This window comes from Pseudobacillus badius (assembly GCF_002189605.1).
GTDB classification, from domain to species: domain Bacteria; phylum Bacillota; class Bacilli; order Bacillales; family Domibacillaceae; genus Pseudobacillus; species Pseudobacillus badius.
The window spans coordinates 37899-60556 of sequence record NZ_MWMM01000006.1 but is presented as its reverse complement, the minus strand read 5'-3'; the positions used below and the strand labels follow the sequence as shown (position 1 = coordinate 60556).

Annotated in this window: 19 protein-coding genes; 2 read left to right on the top strand and 17 right to left on the bottom strand. The window is 43.3% G+C overall.

Annotated features, from left to right (window positions below; translation table 11 throughout):
• Window positions 1-54: 54 nt before the first annotated feature.
• Both B1A98_RS11860 and B1A98_RS11850 read right to left on the bottom strand, forming a co-directional pair.
• Window positions 55-2073 carry a GAF domain-containing sensor histidine kinase gene (locus B1A98_RS11860; protein WP_370511068.1) on the bottom strand — a complete coding sequence of 673 codons (2019 nt, stop codon included), beginning with the start codon at window positions 2071-2073 and terminating at the stop codon, window positions 55-57.
• A gap of 479 nt (window positions 2074-2552) precedes the next feature.
• A complete protein-coding gene (locus B1A98_RS11850; protein ID WP_063386054.1) occupies window positions 2553-4016 on the bottom strand; it encodes a protein adenylyltransferase SelO in 1464 nt (487 codons plus the stop codon).
• Window positions 4017-4349: 333 nt separating this feature from the next.
• On the opposite strand from B1A98_RS11850, the gene B1A98_RS11845 reads away from it, so the two are divergent.
• Window positions 4350-4703 (top strand): DoxX family protein, encoded by a 354-nt coding sequence (locus B1A98_RS11845; RefSeq protein WP_063386053.1) that lies wholly within the window; start codon window positions 4350-4352, stop codon window positions 4701-4703.
• Window positions 4704-4730: 27 nt separating this feature from the next.
• On the top strand, window positions 4731-5717 hold the full coding sequence (locus tag B1A98_RS11840; RefSeq protein WP_063386052.1) for a ring-cleaving dioxygenase: 987 nt from the start codon (window positions 4731-4733) through the stop codon (window positions 5715-5717).
• 239 nt (window positions 5718-5956) lie between these two features.
• Here the strand turns inward: B1A98_RS11840 and B1A98_RS11835 are convergent, their stop codons facing one another.
• The 15 genes from B1A98_RS11835 to walK form a co-directional block, all read right to left on the bottom strand.
• Entirely contained in the window at window positions 5957-7366 is a 1410-nt protein-coding gene (locus B1A98_RS11835; protein WP_063386051.1) for a sensor histidine kinase, read from the bottom strand.
• Between the two features lie 3 nt (window positions 7367-7369).
• On the bottom strand, window positions 7370-8080 hold the full coding sequence (locus tag B1A98_RS11830) for a response regulator transcription factor (protein WP_063386050.1): 711 nt from the start codon (window positions 8078-8080) through the stop codon (window positions 7370-7372).
• Between the two features lie 85 nt (window positions 8081-8165).
• On the bottom strand, window positions 8166-8525 hold the full coding sequence (locus tag B1A98_RS11825; RefSeq protein WP_063386049.1) for a YxeA family protein: 360 nt from the start codon (window positions 8523-8525) through the stop codon (window positions 8166-8168).
• Window positions 8526-8543: 18 nt separating this feature from the next.
• Entirely contained in the window at window positions 8544-10475 is a 1932-nt protein-coding gene (locus B1A98_RS11820) for an ABC transporter permease (RefSeq protein ID WP_063386048.1), read from the bottom strand.
• The gene (locus B1A98_RS11815; protein WP_063386047.1) at window positions 10462-11229 is read right to left on the bottom strand and encodes an ABC transporter ATP-binding protein; all 768 of its coding nucleotides are present in this window, start codon (window positions 11227-11229) and stop codon (window positions 10462-10464) included. The genes B1A98_RS11820 and B1A98_RS11815 overlap by 14 nt, the downstream gene beginning before the upstream one ends.
• 439 nt (window positions 11230-11668) lie before the next feature.
• On the bottom strand, window positions 11669-12454 hold the full coding sequence (locus tag B1A98_RS11810) for a nucleotidyltransferase domain-containing protein (protein WP_063386046.1): 786 nt from the start codon (window positions 12452-12454) through the stop codon (window positions 11669-11671).
• Between the two features lie 955 nt (window positions 12455-13409).
• On the bottom strand, window positions 13410-14273 hold the full coding sequence (locus B1A98_RS11805) for a hypothetical protein (protein ID WP_063386045.1): 864 nt from the start codon (window positions 14271-14273) through the stop codon (window positions 13410-13412).
• Window positions 14274-14279: 6 nt separating this feature from the next.
• The gene (locus B1A98_RS11800; protein WP_063386044.1) at window positions 14280-15296 is read right to left on the bottom strand and encodes an ATP-binding protein; all 1017 of its coding nucleotides are present in this window, start codon (window positions 15294-15296) and stop codon (window positions 14280-14282) included.
• 213 nt (window positions 15297-15509) lie between these two features.
• Window positions 15510-15989, bottom strand: a complete 480-nt coding sequence (gene rlmH / locus B1A98_RS11795) for a 23S rRNA (pseudouridine(1915)-N(3))-methyltransferase RlmH (protein WP_063386043.1) — start codon at window positions 15987-15989, stop codon at window positions 15510-15512.
• A 287-nt stretch (window positions 15990-16276) separates the two neighbouring features.
• Complete coding sequence (locus B1A98_RS11790) at window positions 16277-16426, bottom strand: CxxH/CxxC protein (RefSeq protein WP_065849528.1); 150 nt, start codon at window positions 16424-16426, stop codon at window positions 16277-16279.
• A 74-nt stretch (window positions 16427-16500) separates the two neighbouring features.
• A complete protein-coding gene (locus B1A98_RS11785; protein WP_063386042.1) occupies window positions 16501-17715 on the bottom strand; it encodes a S1C family serine protease in 1215 nt (404 codons plus the stop codon).
• Between the two features lie 156 nt (window positions 17716-17871).
• Window positions 17872-18666: an MBL fold metallo-hydrolase gene (locus B1A98_RS11780; RefSeq protein ID WP_063386041.1), complete on the bottom strand. Its 795-nt coding sequence runs from the start codon at window positions 18664-18666 to the stop codon at window positions 17872-17874.
• 21 nt (window positions 18667-18687) lie between these two features.
• Entirely contained in the window at window positions 18688-19476 is a 789-nt protein-coding gene (locus B1A98_RS11775; RefSeq protein WP_063386040.1) for a two-component system regulatory protein YycI, read from the bottom strand.
• Window positions 19463-20836, bottom strand: a complete 1374-nt coding sequence (locus B1A98_RS11770; protein WP_063386039.1) for a YycH family regulatory protein — start codon at window positions 20834-20836, stop codon at window positions 19463-19465. The genes B1A98_RS11775 and B1A98_RS11770 overlap by 14 nt, the downstream gene beginning before the upstream one ends.
• A complete protein-coding gene (walK, locus tag B1A98_RS11765; protein WP_063386038.1) occupies window positions 20833-22656 on the bottom strand; it encodes a cell wall metabolism sensor histidine kinase WalK in 1824 nt (607 codons plus the stop codon). The genes B1A98_RS11770 and walK overlap by 4 nt, the downstream gene beginning before the upstream one ends.
• Window positions 22657-22658: the final 2 nt, after the last annotated feature.

Sequence of the window (22658 nt, the reverse complement as noted above, 5' to 3'; positions counted from 1 at the left end):
TATCAAATAATAAAAGAGCAAAAAATAAAGAGATGCCTGCTGCATGCATCTCTTTTATTGCGGCTTTAAATGAAATTTAATAAAAAAGGTAGTGCCTTTTGAGCTTGTCTGAATGTCAATCTTTGCATGATGGCGGGCAGCAATTGCATAACACACGCCTAATCCCAGACCGGTTCCATTGTCTTTCGTTGTGAAGAATGGGGTGCCGAGCTTTTCCAATATTTCTGGCTGAATGCCTTTTCCTTCGTCCTGGACAGTCATAACGACACAATCATCGCCTTCTTTGTACGTTCGAATCGTAAGGACCTGTCCCTCATTCATCGCCTCTAAACCATTGCGGTATAAATTAATTAGCAGCTGGCGGATCTCATTGCGGTTTAAAAACAGCTTCGGAATATCTGCCGTGTCCACTTCAACGATTTTATTTTGGCTGAAGGCATCAATTTTGATTAAAGGCGTGATGCCATGAATAATGGCGTTCAAGTCCAGCAGTTCCAGGTCAGATGTTCTTGTATTTCCCATTGAAAGAAATTCTGTAATGATCGAATTGGCCCGATCAAGCTCTTCGATCATTAATTTAAAGTAATGATGGTAGTCCTCGAATCTGGACTCTTTTTGCAGCAGCTGTAAAAAGCCGCGCACCGTTGTCATCGGATTTCTGATTTCATGGCTGATCCCGGCAGCCATTTGCCCGATTAAATCAAGGCTGGATAGCCGCTTGATTTCCTGCTCGTATTTCTTTTTCTCTGTTATATTTTTAAATAGGCAGCAAACACCGCCGTCACACGGGTAAGCGACGATCTCATGCCATTGATCTTCGTACACGGAATGCATTTCAAACTGCACCGATAGCCCCTCTTCCAGCACCCGATGAAGTTCTTTGTACATAATCGTGCCAATGCTTTCTGGATATACAGCCCAGATATTCTTGCCTAATACATCATTTACTGTTTTATTTTTTGGCAAAAATTGATGCTTATTCACGTAAGTAAATACGAAGTTTTCGTCTAAAGCAAAAAAACCGTCTTTAATGCCTTCGATAATGCTTGTGACTTTTTCATTAACGGCAGCCAGTTCCTTTGTGCGCTCTTCCACAAGGCTTTCCAGCTGATCGGTATATTGCAGATTTGAAAAGGCCGGAGCCGTAGCGTCAACGATGGATTGTGCCAGCTGAACTTGGGAAGTACAGTCATGAAGCTCATTTTTTTTAGCATTCACTACTGCAATGACCCCCAGCACTTCTCCCATGGAGACAAATGGAATAATGAACAAATTTTTAATATTAAAATGGTCAACATAGTGGCTTATCGCTCTATCTGCTTGAACATCAGGGATGAAGGTAATGGTTTTGGTTTGAATGACTTTTTCTATAATTGCTTGATATGGAGGGTCTGCTTGAATCTTCTCATGAGTAGTGCCCCATCCCGTTCTAGTCTCATCGCTGTCTTTGCTCAGTACCGTCGACCTGATTTTCTGCTTATCGCATGGATCAAGCAGGTAAACGGCTATATTATCGCTTCGCAACACTCGCCCTAGATAGAAAAAGCACTTATCAAGGCTTTCTTGCACAGAGGAACACCTCGAAAGCTCACTCGTAATATCGAGCAGCAGCTGCTTTTCAACGATCAAATGATCCTTCTGCAATAAATGGTTGGCATTCTGGATAGCAATGGCTGCCATATTCACATAAGCTTCTACGCGTCGAATATCGGACTCCTTCAGCTTCATCGGCCGGTCGTAATCGAATAAAAATACAAGGCCGAACAGCTCATCCTCAAAGGAAATCGGCAAAGCTAATAAAGACCTGACTTTGAAAGCATCTACCGGCTGCCGATCCGGCCGGTGATCCTTTGAAGTGTCCGCAATATAAATGGTTTGTTTCATTTCAATGACTTCTTTGGCCAGCAAATCTTTTGCTGGATCAATCACCTGCGTGTCGATGGAAACCCCGTTAATCAAATCCGGTTTCCCGGCAAAGCCCTTGAATGTTCCATCTTCTTGAGGCAAGAAGATGCCGACGGCGTTGCACTGAACAATCTCCTCTGATATCGCCCGTACGACATGCTGGAGCATGGTACGTAATTCTGATTTTTTTTTGATAATCTCTGTAATTTGCGCCAGCCGAGAGTATCTTGTTTGTTCTCTTACCATTCGCTCGGTCTCCAATCATAGAGAAATTAAAATAAACTTCTTAGCACAGCCAAAGGCTAAATCGTTAATTTTTACCTGATTTCTAGTAGTATTATCTCTTATTGTACATAGATTGCCTTAAATTTGATACAGGGAATCAAGAAAATTGCCGCTAACTGTGAAAATAGAGAGGCTGTATTGAATGAGGGGAAAAGCTGATCTGAAGCGAGTAGAATATGGATGAAATTCCCTGTAGCGACTTTTTCCTTTAAAGAAATGGGAAAGGGCCTGCCCCAAAAGTTCATGAAAAATGATTTTTGGGGACAGGCCCTTTTCTTTTCTTAAAAACAGGCTGATTTCCATTCCGGCGGGAAACATCCGCCTGTTTTTATGTTTAGAGACTGATCACACAGCCCTCTGTATCAGGTGCCGCAAAATGTCCGGTATGGACGGCCAGACGGAGCTGGCGGCGCCGCGTATGCCTCTTGCATCGGGGCATACGCATAAGGATCCGCAAGCGCCTCTAACAGCTTTTTCATTACACTGTTATCTCCTTGCTCGGCCGCTGCCAGGGCGGCTTCCACCTGATGATTCCGCGGAATAATAGCCGGGTTGCTGTTTCGCATCAGCTCATTCGAATCCGCCTTTGATTCAGGCTGTCTATCACGTCTTGCCTGCCAGCGCTTTTGCCATTCAGCAAACGCTGGAGATTGAAACAGCGCCATCTCGTCAAGCGCGCCGAGCGTTAATGCCCGAAATGTATTGGTATAATCCGCTTGATGCGCTTGCATCATGTCCAGCAAGTCCTTCACAAGGGATTCATCCTCGGATTCTTCATGGAACATTCCCAATTTTGCTCTCATCCCCGCAAGCCAGTGGGCGTGATATAACTCGGCAAAGCGGGAAAGCTCGTTTTGGGCCAGTTCAATAGCCTGCTCCTCTTCCTCATGCAGCAGCGGCAACAGCGCCTCAGCAAGCCGCGCTAAATTCCATCCGCCAATATACGGCTGGTTTCCATAAGCATAGCGTCCTTGCACATCGATAGAACTGAACACTGTAGCCGGATCATACGCATCCATAAAAGCACAAGGTCCGTAATCAATCGTTTCTCCGCTAATCGTCATGTTGTCGGTGTTCATCACCCCATGGATAAAGCCCACCAGCTGCCATTTGGCAATAAGCGCAGCTTGGCGCTTGATCACCTCTTGAAGGAGAGCCAAATGCTCCCCTCCATCTGCTTGTATGTCCGGAAAGTGACGCTTCCGGGCATAATCAGCAAGCAGCTTCAGATGCTCCGCCGTGCCCCAGGTGGCGGCGTATTGAAAAGTGCCGACGCGCAGATGACTGGCTGCCACGCGCGTTAAAATAGCGCCCGGCAATTCTGTTTCGCGAATGACCGGCTCGCCGGTTGTTACTACCGCCAGGCTGCGTGTAGTAGGAATGCGCAGTCCATGCATCGCCTCGCTAATAATGTATTCGCGAAGCATCGGTCCAAGTGCCGCCCGGCCATCTCCCCCGCGGGAATAAGGCGTTCGGCCTGCCCCTTTCAGCTGAATATCCATCCGGCTTCCCGCAGGAGTGATTTGTTCGCCCAACAGCACAGCCCGGCCGTCTCCCAACATTGTAAAATGTCCGAACTGATGCCCCGCATAGGCCTGGGCAAGAGGCGAAGCGCCGTCAGGGATGCAGTTTCCGGCAAATACGGCTGCCCCTTCTTTGCTGCGCAGCTCCTGTATCTCCAACCCTAAATCCGCTGCCAGCTGGTCATTGAACATAACAAGCTCCGGTGAGGAAACAGGAGCCGGTTCAGCCTTTGAAAAAAATTCTTTCGGCAGGCGGGCATAGCTGTTATCTAAATTCCATCCGGTTTCTTTCCCTTTTGTCATGGCTTCTCCTTTCTATTCCGTTTCATTAAACCATCCTATTGCTTTCACTTCTTGCTTAATGTCTGCTTCTTCCAATCAATTATACCCTTTCCCGGGACAGATGACGCCCTTAAAACCCTCTCTGCCCCGTAAATTTCACCTTAATAAATAAATATCTCGAATTCGAAATAAAAAGGTTGCATTTTATTCAGTTGAGTATTAAACTGATGGTAGAGAATTTGAAAAGAGACGGCTGTTCCATCCTTTCATCAAGCAGAGCAGCCTTTTCTGGCCATTTATCTCGAATTAGAGAATTATGAATTAATCCCATCAATATAAAGGAGTGCAATCATAATGACCGTTCTATCCATTGTTTTGCAAGTCGTTCTGGGAATAGGTTTTCTTCTGTTCGGTTATCAAAAATTCACATCAGAAGCCATGAAGAAAGGGTTTGAATACTTCGGATACAGTGATCATTTCCGGATATTTACCGGATTGTTCGAAATACTATCTGCTGTCGTTCTCATAGCCGGTATTTGGCTGCCGTCTCTCGCAATAGCAGGCGGCCTAATGATCGCAGCCACCATGACAGGTGCGGTCTTTACCCATCTAAAAATGAAGGATCCAGTTAAGAACATGGCCTTGCCGCTCGTTTTGCTTGTGCTTGGCCTAGTCGTAGCAGCCGTCAATTGGATGCTGCTTGCTTAAAAAAACACTTAGAGGAGGAAACCAACCATGCAATTTAAAGGCGTTCACCATGTGACAGCCATTACTAGCAGCGCGGAAAAAAATTATGAATTTTTCACCTGCACATTAGGCATGCGGCTAGTCAAAAAAACCGTCAACCAAGATGATATCCAAACCTATCACTTATTCTTCGCCGACGATAAGGGGAATCCGGGAACAGATATGACCTTCTTTGACTTCCCCGGCATTCCAAAAGGGCGTCATGGAACAAATGAGATTGCCAAAACGTCTTTTCGCGTGCCAAGTGACGAAGCTTTAGAGTATTGGGTCAAACGCTTTGACCGTCTAGCAGTCAAGCATACAGGCATTCAAGAGCAATTTGGCAAAAAAACGCTGTCCTTTGTTGATTTTGATGATCAGGCCTACCAGTTAATTTCTGATGAAAAAGATGAGGGGGTCGCCGCCGGTGTGCCGTGGCAAAAAGGGCCGATCCCTTTGGAATATGCCATTACCGGCTTAGGACCGGTATTTGTCCGCATCTCCAACTATGATTATTTTAAAGAAATGTTAGAAAGAGTCCTATTCTTTAAAGAAATCGCCCAAGAAGGCGACTTCCATTTATTCGAGGTGGGCGAAGGCGGAAATGGCGCTCAAGTTATTGTCGAGCACAATACGGTTCTGCCACAGGCGCAACAAGGCTTCGGCACCGTTCACCATGCCGCCTTCCGCGTGGATGACCGCGCTGAACTAGAGAAATGGGATGAGCATATCCAAGGATTTAGCCTGCCGACATCCGGATTCATTGACCGCTTCTTTTTTGGTTCCTTATACGTGAGGGTTGCTCCGCACATTTTGTTTGAGTTCGCGACAGATGGACCGGGGTTTATGGGCGACGAGCCTTATGAAACTCTCGGGGAGAAATTATCGCTTCCGCCATTTTTAGAGCCAAAGCGCGCGCAAATTGAACAGCTGGTCCGTCCGATTGACACCGTTCGGAGCACAAAAGAATTTAAAAAAGAGTACAACGAGCTTTAAGCGGCTTCTTCGCTTGATGTTCACGCAGAAAAAGAGGGACTGTCCCAAAAAGTCAGGAATCATCACTTTTTGGCCGGTCCCCTTTTCTTTGCAAAAAAAAGCTAATCCGAATGAAGGCAGGCGCTCTCCTCACTGCTGCAGGAGCCGCTGGCTTGATTCCACTCAACCGCGAAGCATCCAGCCTTTTTCTCCGCCTGTGTTCATTCGAGAGACTTACTGGACAGCATCATCGTACATGTCTATAGCTGGATTTCGATGGTTGTCCCCCTGTCAATAACACTGCTTATACGGATTTCACCGCCATGCGCGCGGATAATATCGTTGGCAATCGCCATTCCTAAACCGGAGCCTTTATGAGATTCTCCCGTATTGGTTCCCCGATAGTAGCGGTCAAAAATGACTGCCAGCTCTTCTTCCTTGATCCCCTTGCCGTAATCTTTAATCCGAATATGCGTATGCTCTTTCCGTTCAATAGAAACGGCAATCTTTACATCCTCCTCATTATGAACCATTGCATTATAGAGCAGATTAGTCATGGCTCTGCGGATCAAGATTTCATCGATCTCCAAATAGATCACCTCTTCATCGCATTGAAAATCAATGTTTCTATGGGCATACTTTGTATCATTTAACAGATCAATGATGATCTTTCTTGCGAGCGCCACGATATTTACCTTTTTTCTATTTAAAAGGACGTTTGTACTTCTGAGCCTTGTTGATAAATTTAAATCTTCTATGACGTCTTTCATATATAACGATTTTTTCTCTATAATGCCAGCGTATTCCCTCATTTCCTCCAGTGTAAAACTGTAATCGGGGTCCTTCATCATTTCAGCAAAGCCTTGGATGGAGGCAAGCGGCGTTTTAATATCATGTGAGATGTTGCCGATCCATTCTTCCCTCATCTTATCTAATTTTTTTCTTTCATTCTCTATGGTTTGCAGTTGATGAGACAAATGATTGACATTAAAGAAAACATCTTTGTAAATCCCTTTCGGCTGATAATGAAGCGTGTAATCTTTATTAGCCAGCCTCTTGATGCCATCAATTAATTGATTGAGCGGCAGTGTGAGTTTCCTGCTGAAAACATAACCAATTAATAAAGCAATCAAGCCATCAACAAGCAACAACAAGCTGCTGCCTGACTTAAACCGCTCCCACATATCGCGGACATCAAAAGTAAAGATGAATCTTTGTAAATAATCATTGGAAAATCCGAGAAAATAGCTGTACTTTACTTCGCCGATCCTTTTCTCACTGATGAAAATCGTTGAATATACATCTACTTCCTTGTATTTGTACATATTCACGACCTCCATGGGGGTATATTTCTTCTTTACTCCTTCAGGCGCCCGGTAGGCATATACTTCCTTTCCGGTTTCATCCAGCACCTGGACCCACGCCTTCTTCTCTTCCAAGAGCTTCCTTCCTTTTTCCGTTACCTTGATTTGCCCATTATCCGCAATTAATTCAGAGGTAAATCCCCTTGTAAAGCGATCTAAAGAACGATCGGATTCAGACAGGCTGGCTCCGTTCTGTGACGCTTGGAATGAGTAAAAAACGAGAAGCAAAAGCATATTAAAGAGAATGACTAGAATCACAACGAGCACAACTGAGACGAGGTATCTTCCTGTTAATCTCCACTTCATGCTCTACCGATCCTTAACAGCCAGCTTGTAGCCTAGGCCTTTGACCGTCAGCAAGTATTCCGGATTTGACGGCTGCTCCTCGATCTTCTCCCGAAGTCGGCGGATATGCACCATGACCGTATTGTCAAAGCCGATAAATTCCTCGCCCCATACCTTGTCGCAAAGGCTTTCCTTGCTGATAATTTGGTTGGGATTCTTAAGGAAATGCGTCATCAAGCCCAGCTCTTTCGGCTTCAGGTCAATCGGCCGGCCGTTTTTTTTGAATTCCATCGTTTGCTCATTGAACTCAAAAGGCCCGACCTGGACAACAATTGAAGCTGGCTCATTTGGCAGCGAAAAGTCTGCTCTTCGCAATTGGGCTTTGACCCGGTAAGCTACTTCCTTCGGGCTAAACGGCTTGGTTATATAGTCATCGCCGCCAATGGCAAAGCCTAAGATCTTGTCGATTTCCTCTGCTTTGGCAGATAAAAACAAGATGGGCACATTCGAAAGAGCCCTTATTTGTTTGCACACATCATAGCCCTCTCCGTCAGGAAGCATAATATCAAGCAGGACAATATCAGGCTGCGTTTTGACAAACTGCTTGAATCCGTCCCCGGCAGTAGAAGCCGTGTAAATATGCTCCATACCCTCTTTTGTTAATACCGTTTTCAGCAAGGCCAGAATATCTTTCTCATCGTCTATAATTAAAATTTTTTTATTAGTTATCGACATGGATAAGCTCCTTTATCATGAGTGAACTGAAAGACAAAAAAGAATCCTGTCTATAAGGATTCTTCTCTGTATTATCATAAACTAATTATCCTAACTTTTCCTTAGCTTTTTCGGGCATCTCTTCTTTCTTTACCTCTTCATAAGAGGTGACCCCTTTGCTGCCTTTCACGTACAGTTTTAAATACGCTTGTTCACGAAGCTGCTTTTGTGAAGTAAAGGTCACTGTTTTTTCTTTTCCGTTTTTATCAAAAGCCGGAAGCTCATATTCATACCTCACGAATTTCTCGCCAGTGTCTGCTTTCTCTTCAAGTTTTTTGCCTTCTCCTTTAATTTGCGTGAAATAGTTATCTGCGCCTAAGCGATTGATATTGACAGTTTGCAGAAATACTACGCCGCCAATGAGGAAGCCAGCTAATATAATGAAAGATAAGATGATTTTTTTCATAAGAATTCTCCCCTTTTTTTATTTGGTGTTTGTCACAATCTTATAGTAGGACCGAACAGTAAAAATATAGTAGAGCAAATAAATAGCTGTGTAGCTGCTCACACAAATCACAACCGGCATGACCAAGTTTGTCTGCAATAGGTTTGACAATGCGGTCAAGGCTACGCCGCAATGGATGATGCCGATGAAGAGCGGAAGAGCAAAAACAAAAGCTGTTTGCTTAGCGATTGTTTTTTTGATTTCCCTTTTGCTCACGCCGATTTTGTATAAGATGTGATAGCGCTCTTTATCTGCTGTAGCCTCGGTCACTTGCTTAAAATAAATAATGCTTCCGGTTGCAGCAAGGAACACCAGTCCGAGAAATCCAGCCATAAAGATCATTAATCCTGTTGATTCCATTACGCTGGAAAAATCAGTGTAATAGCTGGAGAATAAAGCTTCCTCCGTCAGCAAAACCTCCACATCCTCCGTCAGCTGCTTCGCCTTCTCCTGCTTGCTGATCCTATATAATTCCATGCTCACAGGCCGCACTTCCGCTGCCAGCTTTGAAAAGAGCCCGTCACTGACAACGACGACTGTACCGGCTGTCTCGATATTTAGCACGTTATAGGTCTTGAAATCCTTAAAGGTAACGGTTTCCTCCCGCCCGTTAACCTTTAAATCAACTGACTGATGAATATATTTTGGTGAAAACTGTTCCATGTAGCCGGCGTCTAAGATAACCGCCTCATGCCCATGCAGGCTGAACGAGTCATTGCGCCCCTGCTGTTGGGCCAGCTGGTTAAATGCCTGATTATTGATGACACTGTAGGTTCTTTCGGTTGCCGAAAACCTGTCATTCAATTTTTCTGTATTGGCATCTAGCTGCAGCGCAGCCACTGTTTGGTGATGCAGCACTTGATGGTCTTTATTTGCCGCAATGGTTGCATTCACTTTTTGAGCGGTCTCATCCTCTAACCGAATAAACATCATGCTGTTCGGGTCGATCGATTGGACAGTCTCCCGGTTGCTGTAATAAAAACTGTAGGCCGTGCACACCGCGGTCAATGTAGTAGCACTTAACACAGCAATAATTGTGAGCGTGCGGGCATTCCCTTTAATCCGGTAAAGGAGCTGGGACCTGCCAACTATATTCATTCCTTTCCAATCACGCTTTTTGTTGTTTCCCAGTGTCTTTAACGCATAGACGGTGAATGTGCTAAACAAAAAGTATGTGCCTGCAATGACAGTCGCCAAAATGACCATGGGCGTCATCATTATTCCAAGGTTTTTCCACACGTTGGAGGTGAACATATTCTGCAAGGCCACCCAGTAGCCCGTACCGATTAATACCACCGACAACAAAGCGAGAAGAAGGGATGCTTTCGGCTGCCGTTCACCTTCTTGATCCGCCTGAAACAGTTCAATAAGCTGAAAACGGTAAATCAAACGGTAGCCTTGAAAAGAAGTCATCAAAATAATAATGAAAAACACGATCAGCGTATTGATAACGGCGGCAGGTGAAAGGGAAAAGCCGGCCAATGCCTCGTATCCCATTACCTTCATCAAGAGCGCGACAAAAAACTTGGCCGTGATAGCCCCAGTGCCAATCCCGACGAGAAGCGCGAATAAGCCCATAATGAGATTTTCGTAGAACAACAGACGGCCAATCTGCTTTTTGCGTACGCCAAGCAAAGAATACAGACCCACCTCTTTTTTTCGCTTCCTTGTGAAAAAGGAGTTCGAATACCAGATAAAGACCGCCACAAAAATAATTAATATGAAGGCGGCTCCGCTGAAGGCCGAACTGATTTTCGCGGAAGACTCGGCGCGTTCTTGAATGGTTTGATCATATTTTAAGGAAACAAATGTGAAATAAATGACGATACTAAAGATCATAGAAGCAAAATATAAAAAGTAGTTTTTAAAGTTTTGCTTCATATTTTTTCTTGCAAGGCTAAATAACGTCACTATGCCCACCTCCAAGAGAAGCGAGAACCTCTAACACTTGCTGAAAAAATTGTTTGCGTGACTGCTGCTCCTTATGGATTTCCATAAAAAGCCGGCCATCTTTAATAAAAATGACACGCTTGCAAAAGCTGGCGGCATAGGCATCATGAGTGACCATCATAATCGTTGACTGATTGGTCTCGTTTAAAGCGCTTAAGCTTTCCAGCAAATTAGCAGCTGATTTAGAGTCAAGAGCCCCTGTCGGCTCGTCCGCCAAAATCAAACTCGGGTTGGCGATAATGGCCCGGGAAGCTGCCGTCCGCTGCTTCTGCCCTCCGGAAATTTGATAAGGATACTTATCAAGGATTTCGCGAATCCCAAAGACATCTGCAATGTCGTTGACACGCTTCTCTATTTCAGCAGCGGACACTTTCGACAAAGCCAACGGCAGCAAAATATTTTCCTTAACCGTCAGTGTATCGAGCAAGTTATAATCCTGGAAAATAAACCCTAGCTGATGGCGGCGAAAATCCGATAGCTTTTCCTCATTCATGTGAACGATATTTTCACCTGCAATGATCACTTCGCCCGATGTCGGCAAATCTATTGTTGAAAAGATATTCAGGAGCGTCGATTTCCCCGCTCCCGAAGGACCCATCACTCCGACAAACTCTCCCTCATAAATATCTAAATTAATATCTTGAAGCGCTGTATATACATGTTCTTTCGTTCCAAATTGCTTTTGGATATTCTTCGCTTGTAAGATTGTTTTCATCTCACTCTCTCCTTGCCGGCAGCCGCTTCCACAGGCTGCCTGAATGTTTGCTTCTCGCGTTTTTCGTTCCCACAAACATCATTATAGAGAGCCAACCTTACACCATTTTAAATGGAACCTTACATAAACCTTAAAACTTATGTGTCTGTAGTTATTCGCACATTTTGCCCAGCTGAAACAAAAAGGAGCGGCCCAATAATCAATATTGGACCGCTCCTTTTGCAGCGTCGGTAGCCTTATGAATTTTTTTATCAGGCACTATGGGTGGAGTTTCTCCCATTCGCTTATATATATGTGTCCGGTAGTGCTTGGCGGATTTTCCCGCCTACACATACATTCTCAACTATTGCCATCCAGGTCGTTAAAGTGAGGCTTGGCATGCGCCGTCATAAAGGGTTCAACCGCATCAAAGTCGCTCTATTCTCCGCTATGAGGAGGATCATTGCCAAACTTCCGCTAAAACGCTTCTAAACAAATCATTCAATTTGGCCGTCGGATCCTTCGTTCCCACAGTCAATGTTTTTATATACTCTTCAAGGTGCTTTATTTCATGTTCAACAAAATCATTGATTACTTGAATGCGAGGCTGACTATCTGACTCCTCACCCAGCGACTTTAAATGCAAAAGATAGTCAATCTTGCTTTTTAATTCACCTTCTGGCACAAGAGCCGCCATTAACTCATGAAAGCAGATGGGAGGTGCTGTGTGATAGTTCTCCATCCACTTGCAAGCCAGTATAGGACGCAGGACATAAAAATATTTCTTCACTCTTACCTCCGGCCCCTTAAGATACCCGCGATCATTAGTTTTTGCCATATTCAAATAATGGTAAAACAGAGAATGCGGATAAAAAACCTCCGATTCCAAAGACCTCATCTGATCCACCAATGAGCCTTTTTGACAGTAGATAATATCGCTTCTCAGCCATTCCAAAAGAGACGGATTATTCTTTCTGAACAGGCGCAGCGCCTTCGTTATTTCCCAACCGCTGATATCCAACAAATCACTAATCGGCTCTTCTATTACATCTCTTTTGGCCCCCGTTCCCTGCGGGTCAATAGCCAGATACCATTCCGGCCGATGAATATAAATAAACCGGACATCAAAATCACTGTCCTTCGAAGGAAATCCCCACGCCCTGCTTCCGGATTCCACCGCATATAAAATCTTAACCTCATAGGTCTCTTCTATTTCTGATAATTTGCTTTGAATGATTTCCTTCATTTTCCTGCCTCCTTGTTACGCAAATAAAACTAAGCTGATGAACAAACATCCTTTTGCCCATGCAAAAGGATGTTCTATGTACAGATTGGCCGGTGAATTAATCCTTACTTACTGTTCTTACTCGTGGTGCGGTTCACCTTGCTACGTCTTATCTTAAGCTTTTTTTAAAAATTTTCCAAAGAAGAATTTATAAAAATTTTTTCGTGCATAAACTTTAACACCTTTTGTAATAAAATAATCTCATCTATCTAGAATTCCTCCAAATACAGCTGCCTCAGCCGTTTCCTTGGAACGTAAACAATCCAACCTGAATATACGTTGTGTGAGCTTTAAACAGGAAAAACAACTGCCCATCGCTCCAGCTGGAAAAAGGGCAGTTGTTTTCATGACAAGTAATATACGATTGGTGACAGGCACTCAGCTTGAACAGAATGGCTTAATTTCTTCCTCCGCGGGCATTGGATCTCCCTTTCTTTTTTCTTTGTTCATTTGGCTGCTTATCCGTATCATTTCTTTTTTCTTTGTGCGCATTTGAGTCTTTTACCATATTTATTCCCTCCGTTATCCTTAAGAATATTATTCAGTCACATCAAGTATTATAATAACCGAGGTCTGTTGAATTATTCGGCGGCAGGCAAACGCTTAGTTTAGCAAAACCCTGCGAATAACTCGCCTTATGAAACAGACAGAAAAGATGGCACTCAAAACATAAATCTGTTGGGTTTGACTGTCTCTAAACGCCGGATCAGACGATGAATGGATGAACCCCAAATCCGTCTGTGTACGCCTACTCATCGGATACACCAATGACTTCAACGGCATACGCAATAAAAGCCAGTCGATGTTTCATCAAACATCGACTGGCTTTTATTATGCTAGAAAAACCTCATTTACTTATGATACGGTTCACCGCAACGCATCTAAATGAGGTTTCTAAAAGTCTCATCAATGCTTTTTATCCATTAAAACGTGCTTGCTTAAACTTCTCTATAATCTTGCAGAACTCTTCTTGGCTCATATTCACATACATTTCTTTCAAGCATGCCTCTCTAAAGTATGTCACTCTTTTATATGATAACTTACATACTTTCATTATTTCCCATCTATGCATTCTTCTTATCCTCTTGTCTTCTGGTTCCTTAAAACTCATCATTATAAATAGCTCCTGGTATTTCGACAAAACAGCATATATGTAAGAAATTGGAATAAAAAGCACCGATAATACTATAGGGATGAAAAATGTAATTAGCAAATCAAAACTATTAAGAGTAGTATAATTAGTAATTGCTATTTTAATTGTTAACCCTAGGAATGTGAAACCTACAAATGACAAGATGAATGATAATAGTTCTTTTACCTTGATGTACTCTTCTTTTGTATCTGCAACGGCAAGTAACAAAAATAAAAGTGTTAGGAACGGTAAAAGTAACAATTCAACGAAAATGTTAAAAGTAAAAGAGCTTAATAAAAACTCAACAATGACAATAAATTTTAAATTGTTCTTTAGTATACTTAAAAAATCATAGCTATTATTGTTTGTAATTGCGCCAAAGCAAACTGGTACGCCAGTAACTGTTACCCAGAATACAATATCCTTTAAATACTTCCATTCCCAAAATGAGCATTTTGAAGCTAATATTACCAAAATCATTGAATAAATAATTATAATAACAAATGGAATGACTATTTGCTTAGCAGTTGCAGCTTGTATTACTTTAAAAACTGATGTTCTTATAGTAGGATTTAAGAAAATAAAAATAAGAATGACAATGAACCAGATTGCGCTCGCAATTTCACGGCTAGAAAGTATATCAATCATATGGTTTTATATCCTTTGACTTTTTAACTTTTGTGAGGCTGATGAAGGTGAGCTGCTATATCCTTGACTAGAAGCCTCTTTCTTAGCATCTTCTAATATCGCGTCAAAATCAATCGTATTTAATCTATCTAAGTTAATTCTCATTCTAATCAATGTCCCTTTAATATCACAATCTTCAACAATTTCTTCAGAAAGACTATAAGTTATGCTTTTCTTTCCTGAAGCGATACTAAAGTAACCATTAGTTCTTTCAACAATTCTTCTTACAAGTGCCAATCCATATCCTGAGTTTTTATAATCTTCTGGGGCATAGGCATGATTTGATAACGCAGAAAGTCCAGGTATCATGGCTTTTCTAATAGCATCTTCATCAGTTGGCTGACTAAACCAAGTCTCCTCGATATCAAACGGGATAGTTTTTATTAATCCAAGACCAAAATCAGCAATCACTACTTCTACACTACTAGTAGTTGGGTATAATTGAGAACCATAATAAAAATGCGTTGTTTGTGAATGGTCAAAGATATTTCTAATCATTTCTCTAACAACGAATTCAAACAAGTCCTTAACATTTTCATCACTATCTGTTCCGAGGTCCCCCAGTATCTTCCTAACAATTTTGCTTGCAACCTCATCATAGTAGGTTTCAATTGTTTTGCCTTGGTCATGAAGTGTATCGAATAGTTCAGCTAAAACTACTTTTGTTGGTGCAATGTAATTAGTTCCTTGACTATAAGAACGTGCATCTGAGAGTCCTAACTTTTGAAAAATCCCCATCGTTTCTCCATAAGAGATAGCATCCCTATTAATATTTTCTATTGCTTCCAATTCATATGGCACAGAATCTTCTCTTAATCTATCAATTGTAGAAAGCAGTATAATTGCTCCCGCTGGCTCAATAAAATTTAGTGAAGAAAATTGAAAAATAAGACCCTCTGACTCATCTGAGTAGTACTTTTTTTCATCAAGATGTTTTGTCATTCTCATCATGTTATCGTATTTCATATTAACTATACTTATCATAATATCCCCCAAATAAATCTAGCTGTTGTAACAAGAGTTAGATAACGCGAATAAATGCTGAAATGTTTATATATTAAATCTTCTATTTACAATTATTGTAGCACTTAACTTATTTCAATGACTTATAAACTTAAAACGACATTTAAATTGAATCCAACCCTAATCATAAAAAAGACACCTACATATCAGTAAGTGTCTATACTATCTCTGTGCTTACTTATGATACGGTTCCCCCCGGTTAATCCGAAAGCTGCGGTAGATCTGTTCCACCAGGATGAGTCTCATCAGCTGATGGGGGAAGGTCATTTTCGAGAAGGAGAGGGTGTCGTTGGCGCGGTCCATGACGTCCTTGTGGAGGCCGAGGGAGCCGCCGATGATAAAGGCGATTTTGCTTTTGCCGTAGGTGGCAAGCTGGTCGAGGGTTTTGGCGAGTTCCTCGGATGTTTTCATTTTCCCTTCAATGGCCAGGGCAATGACGTGGGTGTCCGGGCTGATTTTGGCCAGGATGCGCTCACTTTCTTTTTGTTTTACCTGCTCCATTTCTGTTATACTTAGTACTTCGGGTGCTTTTTCGTCGGCGACCTCAATGATTTCTATTTTGGCATAGGCGGAAAGGCGTTTGGCGTATTCGGCAATTCCTTGCTTCAAATACTTCTCCTTTAGCTTTCCAACCGTTACGATCGTAATATTCACAGCATTTCCTCACTTTACAAACAGGTTGTCCACAAAATTATCCACATATCCACAAAAGTGAATATTTCCTTTTCATTTCGTCTGAAAAATCAGTCAGCTATTCCTTTCTTCCAGCTCTGACGATTTATAGCAGAATCCATCGAATTCTCTGGGTCCAAAATAACGATAAAAAAGAGCAGACTTGTGTATAAGTCGCTCTTTTTTACTTATCCACAGGTTATTTTTCTATTTTTCCGAAAAGTTATGCACATACTCACAATAACTATCCACATTTTGTAGGGAGAATATTAGTTTGCCACTACATATTCTGCTTCATTTTGACAATATTCACACGGGCGTGTTTCGCCTTTCAGCTTCTCAATGGTCGGTGCTTTTTCGTATTCATCCACCATTACATCGAGTGCGAGCTCTGTGTGTTCTTGGCAGCAATAGATCATGTTATCCGCTCCTTTGCTTGTCCATTTTATCATGAAAAAGCGCAGAAAAGCAGGCAGCTTTTCTGCGTCTTTTTTTACATGGTGCCTTCAGAAGTCAGCGTCATTGTTTCTTTTTTCAATTTTCCATTCCGGTAAAAATGAACTTCCATTTTGTCGCCGACTTGTTTTTTCGTATACATATACTTGCGCAGCTCTAAAATATCGTGCACCTTCTGGTTATCCAGCTGCACGATTACGTCAAATTCCTGTAATCCTGCTTTTGAAGCCGGTGTATTCGGATACACTTGCTCCACCATGGCGCCATCTGTGACGTTTTTCGGAAGCTTCAGCGTTTCTTGCTGGTGGTAGGATGGGATTTCGTTCACATTTCTCAGCGTGACACCCATTGCCGGACGCACCATTTTGCCTTTCGTTTCTAAGCTGTCGATAATCGGCTTGGCAAAATTAATCGGAATGGATAAGCCAATTCCTTCGACAGACTGCTCCGCAATTTTCATAGAGTTGATGCCGATCACTTGTCCGGCGATGTTCACAAGGGCTCCGCCGCTGTTGCCGGGGTTAATGGCGGCATCTGTCTGCAAAACCTCCGCCTGCCAATCTACAACGTTGTCGCCATTGACATCAACCGGTATGGCCCGCTCAAGGCCGGAGATCACTCCCTGGGTCACTGAACCGGAAAATTCCAAGCCCAGCGGATTTCCGATTGCCAATACCGGCTCCCCGATTTTCAAAGCATCGGAATCGCCAAATTCGGCTACTTTTTTCACCTTTGTGCCGTCCATTTCAACGACGGCTAAGTCGCTCCAAATATCTGTTCCGCGAAGCTTGGCAGGGACCTTTGTGCCGTCTGACAACGTCACTTCCAGCTGCTGTGCGCCTTCAACGACGTGGTTATTCGTCACCACATACGCTTTATCGCCTGTTTTTTTATAAATAACACCAGAACCTGTGCCAGCCGGCTGGGAGGACTCTCCTTCCCAGAAGTTGCCGGACTGAATATTAGTAATTCCGACAACGGCATCCTGCGCCTTATCCACGGCTTTCGTTACATCCGTTGTCACATTCAATGAAACATTTTGGCCTTTCTTCTGTTCCTTAGCTGGTTCAATTTGCACATTTTCATTGTCTTGCATGTTTGGCAATAAGTTATAATCGGCAAGCTTAGGCAAAGCTAATACGACAATCAACGCTCCAATGACCAATCCTGCCAGACTGGCCAAGAAGTAACCGCTTTTGCGGGGACCGCGTTGATTTCTGCCTTCAGCTTTGTCATCGTCATAATAGCCCAAACACCCTCACCCTTTCCAATACATACTCTCAAGTATTTTCCCCTTGTAGCAAAAATTATAACGCTCCCGTCGAAAAATTCAACAAAAATGCAATAGGCCTGTCTTCAGCTGCAGAAAAAACCGCCTGAGAAGCCTCAGGCGGTTCGGATGGCACAATCACAGCTCCGTTAAAATCGTCGGCACCTTGGGATCGGTATGCAGCAGCTCAAACTGCTCGCCGACCGGCATATCCTTCATTTCGAGCGTTTGGGTTACGCTCATTTTGGCCAAATCTTTCATGTTATTGTCCTGGCTTAAATGCGCTAAATAAATGCGCTTTGTGCGATCGCCGATCACGTCGCTCATCGCAAGAGCGGCATCTTCATTGGAAACGTGGCCGAAGTCGCCTAAGATCCGGCGCTTTATGTTCCACGGATAGCGGCCGACGCGCAGCATTTGCACATCGTGATTGCTTTCAAACACGTAAGCATCTGCATCCTTTATTATCCCTTTCATCCGGTCGCTGACGTAGCCGGTGTCCGTAATTAACGCCAGCTTTTTGCCTTCATGATGAAAGACGTAAAACATCGGCTCGGCCGCATCATGAGAGACGCCAAATGATTCAATATCCAAGTTCCCGAAGCTTTGCACCGTTTCCATATCAAATGTAAATTTCTGCTCTACATCGATGTTGCCCGTCAGCTTGTCCATTGCTTGCCAAGTCTTTTCATTCGCATAAATCGGCAGCTTATATTTTCTGGCAAGAACGCCGAGCCCTTTAATATGATCGCTGTGTTCATGGGTCACGAGAATGCCTGTTAAGTTTTTAATCTCACGGTCAATCTCTGCAAATAATGCTTCCATTTGCTTGCCGCTTAACCCGGCATCCACTAAAAACGCCTGATCTTGCGTTTCCACGTAAAAGGCGTTTCCTGTACTGCCGCTTGCCAGAACACTAAAACGCAAAGTCATGTCTTTTCACTCCATCTATGATCAGCTGTTTTTCTCATTTTTGTAAATGGACCCGTCAAACGCATTTACATACATCTTTTCCGTTTTGTCGCCATGCTTAATTTTGAAGTACCAGGTAGGCGACAAAACTTGCAGCTCCGTCAAGCGCACAAACGTGTAGTAGCCAAGTTCCACATCGGAAATTTTGCTGTTAGGCTTGATTAAGCCGTTTTTATAGAGCGTCTGGATGGCTTGGTGAGCTGATATAATGCTTTCTTCCTGGCTGTTTTCCTCCAGTTTTTCAAGCATCTTCTGATTATAGGCCGTAATTTCTCCATTGCTGTTGAATTCGACTTCCAGCTTGCCGTTCGTGTTTTCGAATAGTTTTTTATCATCGTAATGCTGGTAGAAGATAGCCTTATCCTTTGCTTCATTCAGCCCCCAGTACTGATACTGGTCTCCGTATAAAACATTGGCCTGGACAAAGGCTTTCAGCTCGTCCAGCTTCTTTTCCCCAAGCTTTACCGGCTTTTGCAGCTGGCTTTTTAAGGACGTCTGGTCATCCAGCAGCTTCACATTTTGATTAATCAGCATCCCGATGTCTTTTTTCGTAAACTTCTTCGATTTTGCTGTAATGATCGTTTCTTCGCTTACGTCCTCAGGCAGTTTATCGTATTCGATATTATAGGACTTTAATTTATCTTCAATAGAGGCTTCTTTAATAAACTCAAACTGGCTGGCGCTTTGCTTGTTAAGAAATACGGCCAGAAGAAAGATGTCCAAAATGAGGAAAACAGTAATGAAAATCGTCTTTGTTTTACTCCAATCCATGGACACTTCCTCCTGTCTTCTCAGTAAATGAGAGGTGCTGCCAGCTTCCTCCGTACTTATAGAACCAAGCAGGCTCCAATACAAGCACCTTGGACGACTGCGGGTCCGGAAGCAGCTCATAGCCTACTACTATGTCCTCCAGCTGCTCGGGATCAAAGTTATCCAGCTTTTTCACCTGCTTCAATACAGACGCGCTGTCCGGCAGCGTCACTTCCTCTTCCTCCGACGGCAGGGAAATATCCAGCGTGAAATATGGACGGGAATATTTATATACCTTGTCCTGTCCCCATATTTGAACAATCTCTGCCATGCTGGAATCGCTCGCTGTGCTATGATCTTCCGGTGTTCTCTGGTCGTTAAACACTGGCAATCCATTTTTAAACAAGCGGTAGCTCACTTTGGAAGATCCCGGACTTGCCTCAAATAGCCGGTATTGATCCGTCCAGCCGCTATGCTCATTAATAAACTTGATGCTTTTGTCTAATAAGTCGTGCAGGCTTCCCGGATTATCAATCTCTGATTCCTTTGCCGGATTCACATAAGAAATCATTCTTGTTTTGTAATCTACCTTCATTAATGTGGAGCCGTCTGTGTATTCTTCTCCATTTGTTTTTAAGCCTTTTTTGACGAGACTCGGATCGCTGAACAACAAGTCTCTAAAGTCTTTAATATCAATTTCGTCCGGCAAATATTTGTAGCTGGACAAGACCGGCTGCTTCTCCGGAAGAAACAGCTTTTTATTGCGGCCAATAGAATAAAGGGCATATGGCTCCCACTTTTCAGCTTCTTTAATGAATTGCTTTTTAAATGATGAAAGATTTGGGGAGACAGCCACACTCTTAAAGACGAGCCGCTCTTTCGTTGAAACAAAATAGACGGTCATCCGCTTTTCCTTTGTATCTACATCTGTAATCACCATGCGGTCAAACACAGCATTCGGCACAGAATCATCTTCAAACGTTGTGATCGTGTTCATTGTATAAAATGGAACGAACGCAGGAAAGACAAGCTCCAAACGGTTGTGGCCATGAAGCAATTCATCAAGCCCTTTGGCTGTCGTGAACCTGGTGGATACATTGACCGTATTGGTAAATGTCCACGTTTGTATTTCTTTCATGATTTCATCTGTTTCCAAATCTCTCGTGGAGCCGTAATTCTCATTTTCCTTATGAAACAGCACCTTAGACGGCTTGACCAAGTGTGAAGCCTCTTTTGTCTCACTAATAGAAGATACTTCATGAATGTTATCCTTTTTGATCGCTTCATAATTTGGCTGGTAGTTCCAGATGCTTAAGGTAAGAATAATGCTAATTGCCACGAGCACCGCTAAACCGACCGATTTCATTTTTTCATAGTTCATGACCAATCATCCTCTTGAGACAATTCATACGGAAGGGTAAAGAAAATTGTTGTTCCCTTGCCTTCAACACTCGTTGCCCAAATGTGGCCTTCATGGGCAGTAATGATTTCTTTCGCAATCGCCAAGCCAAGACCAGTGCCGCCCATTTTGCGGGAGCGTGCCCGATCTACGCGGTAAAAACGTTCGAAAATCCGTTCAAGGTTTTTCTGCGGAATCCCCATTCCCTGGTCACGGACACTGACTTCAATTTTATCGCTTTTTTCCTCGACACTGAAGGTGATCTGTCCGCCTTCCGGAGAATATTTCAATGCATTCGAAATGATATTATCCAGCACCTGTGTCAGCTTATCAGTGTCGATGACTACATAGATTGGGTAGCGAGGCAGCTTGCGCTTAAAGGTAACGTCCTGGGACTTTGTCATTTCAAACCGGTCAATGATGCGGTTGAAGAATTCCGTAAAGTCCACGTCTTTTTTCGTTAATTGATAGTCGCGGCTATCGAATTTGGACAATTGCAGCAAATCATTAACGAGCCGAATCATCCGTTCTGTTTCAGTCTGGGTTACGTCAAGAAAATGCGGAGCAATGTCGGCATCCTGCCAAGCTCCGTCAGCTAATGCTTCTAAATAGCTTCTCATCGTGGTTAACGGCGTTCTTAATTCATGAGACACATTGGCAACGAACTCACGGCGGTCCATCTCGATTTTTTCCTGCTCCGTTATATCGTGAAGAACCGTAATTAAGCCGTTCACGAAGCCGGTATCCTTTTGAATGACAGAAAAGTTAGCGCGCAAAATATACGGCTCGTCATCGTTGCTGTAATCTAAAATGACCGAATCTTGTTCATTCAAAAGGTCATCAAATGTGTAGTCCTTTTCAAGACCGAGTAAATGAGTGATCGGCTGCGAGATGACCGTTTCACGTGAAACGCTCAACAGCTTTGCTGCCGGCTCATTAATAAGAATAACCCTTCCTTTTCGGTCGGTGGCAATGACCCCATCTGTCATATAAGAAAGGACAGAAGACAGCTTTCTTCTTTCGCCTTCCGTGGTTGCCTGAGCTTCCTGCAGCCGCTTTGTCAAATTATTGAAGGTGATGGCCAGCTCGCCGATCTCATCCTGTCCGTACACTTTTACTTTGCGGGAGAAGTTTCCTTTTCCGAGCGCAACAGCTTGACGCCGCATGTCAGTGATCGGGCGGGTAATCGTCCGTGCCAGCAAAACCCCTAATATGGCGGTTAATCCTAAAGCAAGAGCCGTGGCCGAGAAAAGAATGGCATTAATTTCTTCCATTTGGTTAAAGACTGTCTCAACTTTGCCGATTAAATAGACAGCGCCAATCACTTCACGGTTGGAAATAATCGGTGATGTATAGACCCAAATGCGCTTATTCGACTGCTGGTCTACATACATTTTGTCTTCTTCGGCACCGAGAGACAGCGTTCGCTTGACGCCAATGTCAGTAATTCTCTGTCCGATAATTCCTTGCCTGTTCGAGTCAGAGGTGCCAATAATGCGGCTGCGGTGGTCAATGACCCGAACTTCTGCAACGTCCGGTCCGGCAAAGTCCTCCAGTATTCTCCGGATGTCCTGTTCCAGGGTCGGTGTTTCTTCCGTCCGATCTTTCAGCATTTCCTCCCGCAAATTATATTCCAGCAAGTTCACGCGTTCTTGCAGGGAATTTTTAAAATTGGTCAGGAGCTGTTCCTCTAGCTCTCTTACGAAATAGACGCCAATAATTTGCATGGCAAATAAAATAAGCAATACGTAAATCAATACAAACTTCAGTTGTATTGATCGAAAAAAGCCCACTCTTTTCATGT

What these genes read in the sequence shown, in the direction of transcription:
- B1A98_RS11860 (WP_370511068.1), bottom strand. Translation starts at nt 2,073, where the DNA reads ATGCTCCAGCATGTCGTACGGGCGATATCAGAGGAGATTGTTCAGTGC.
- B1A98_RS11850 (WP_063386054.1), bottom strand. Translation starts at nt 4,016, where the DNA reads ATGACAAAAGGGAAAGAAACCGGATGGAATTTAGATAACAGCTATGCC.
- B1A98_RS11845 (WP_063386053.1), top strand. Translation starts at nt 4,350, where the DNA reads ATGACCGTTCTATCCATTGTTTTGCAAGTCGTTCTGGGAATAGGTTTT.
- B1A98_RS11840 (WP_063386052.1), top strand. Translation starts at nt 4,731, where the DNA reads ATGCAATTTAAAGGCGTTCACCATGTGACAGCCATTACTAGCAGCGCG.
- B1A98_RS11835 (WP_063386051.1), bottom strand. Translation starts at nt 7,366, where the DNA reads ATGAAGTGGAGATTAACAGGAAGATACCTCGTCTCAGTTGTGCTCGTT.
- B1A98_RS11830 (WP_063386050.1), bottom strand. Translation starts at nt 8,080, where the DNA reads ATGTCGATAACTAATAAAAAAATTTTAATTATAGACGATGAGAAAGAT.
- B1A98_RS11825 (WP_063386049.1), bottom strand. Translation starts at nt 8,525, where the DNA reads ATGAAAAAAATCATCTTATCTTTCATTATATTAGCTGGCTTCCTCATT.
- B1A98_RS11815 (WP_063386047.1), bottom strand. Translation starts at nt 11,229, where the DNA reads ATGAAAACAATCTTACAAGCGAAGAATATCCAAAAGCAATTTGGAACG.
- B1A98_RS11810 (WP_063386046.1), bottom strand. Translation starts at nt 12,454, where the DNA reads ATGAAGGAAATCATTCAAAGCAAATTATCAGAAATAGAAGAGACCTAT.
- B1A98_RS11805 (WP_063386045.1), bottom strand. Translation starts at nt 14,273, where the DNA reads ATGATTGATATACTTTCTAGCCGTGAAATTGCGAGCGCAATCTGGTTC.
- B1A98_RS11800 (WP_063386044.1), bottom strand. Translation starts at nt 15,296, where the DNA reads ATGATAAGTATAGTTAATATGAAATACGATAACATGATGAGAATGACA.
- B1A98_RS11790 (WP_065849528.1), bottom strand. Translation starts at nt 16,426, where the DNA reads ATGATCTATTGCTGCCAAGAACACACAGAGCTCGCACTCGATGTAATG.
- B1A98_RS11780 (WP_063386041.1), bottom strand. Translation starts at nt 18,666, where the DNA reads ATGACTTTGCGTTTTAGTGTTCTGGCAAGCGGCAGTACAGGAAACGCC.
- B1A98_RS11775 (WP_063386040.1), bottom strand. Translation starts at nt 19,476, where the DNA reads ATGGATTGGAGTAAAACAAAGACGATTTTCATTACTGTTTTCCTCATT.
- B1A98_RS11770 (WP_063386039.1), bottom strand. Translation starts at nt 20,836, where the DNA reads ATGAACTATGAAAAAATGAAATCGGTCGGTTTAGCGGTGCTCGTGGCA.
- walK (WP_063386038.1), bottom strand. Translation starts at nt 22,656, where the DNA reads ATGAAAAGAGTGGGCTTTTTTCGATCAATACAACTGAAGTTTGTATTG.